Here is a 1,001-nt window from a genome sequence, read left to right as displayed (position 1 = left end):
CGCCCGAGCCAACCCAGTCGCAGCAAATTTCACCAGCATCGGTGCGCGCCGCAATAGCCTGAAATATAGGCTTTACTAGCGGCCAGGCTCGCTCATCACCACCAGGCATGATAGACGGCCCATAACGTGCACCTTCTTCACCACCGGAAACACCGATACCGAGATAGTGAATATTTTTTTCAGATAATGACTCTACTCGTCGAGCCGTGTCTCGATAGTCGGAGTTGCCCCCATCAATAATGACATCACCATCATCTAGCAAAGGAAGTAGCTGTTCAATGTAGGCATCCACCACCTCACCAGCTTTTACCATTAACATCACTTTACGAGGCGAGGAGAGCTTCGCCAGCATATCCTCAAGGCTATTTGCACCTTGTATTAGCGTATCAGCAGCAAGACCCTTGATAAACTCGGATACTTTGCTCTGCGTTCGGTTATACGCAACGACCCTGACACCGTGGTCATTCATATTCAGAACCAGGTTTTGCCCCATTACCGCTAGACCAATGACTGCAATGTCTGCTTTGTTATCCGCCATAATTATCCCTCGACTATTTCTTGTTTAATGCTCGCTAAGTTTAGCTGCCGATTCCGCATCTAAATACCACTCAACACACCCTGAGCTTGCAATAATTCGTGAAAAAATATTGGCTGCCGGGTAGCTTTTAGAGACTTCTGCCTGATCGACTATTTCTCGCACGACACTTGCCTTACTCTTACCCAAGGCAATAAATGTCACTCTCTTGGCACATGATATGACTGAAGCACTTAGCGAGATTCGCTCCTGCTTGGAGCTTGGTTGAGTCGCCTGAACGGCACTCTGAGCACAGTCGTAATCTGTTTGGCCAGGAAACAATGAGGCAGTATGTCCATCTTCCCCAATACCCAGCATAACCCAATCAAAAATAGGAAAGGCATTCACTCCATCAGATACTGATGGCAGACAAGCCAGCATTTCATCTTTGAATTCGATCAAGGCTTTTTCTTGCGCTAATTCACCA

Annotated in this window: 2 protein-coding genes; both read right to left on the bottom strand. The window is 47.3% G+C overall.

What is annotated here, in order from left to right; all coding sequences use genetic code 11:
- On the bottom strand, window positions 1-538 hold a 538-nt coding region (locus tag A3756_RS21475; RefSeq protein WP_231875601.1), incomplete at its 3' end, for an NAD(P)-binding domain-containing protein.
- Between the two features lie 24 nt (window positions 539-562).
- Window positions 563-1,001 (bottom strand): 6-phosphogluconolactonase (locus A3756_RS21470; protein WP_197481447.1); only part of this gene is annotated, 439 nt, incomplete at its 5' end.

Source organism: Oleiphilus sp. HI0086, assembly GCF_001635225.1.
Note: the sequence above shows the minus strand (reverse complement) of the source record. Positions and strands in the feature narration are given on the sequence as shown.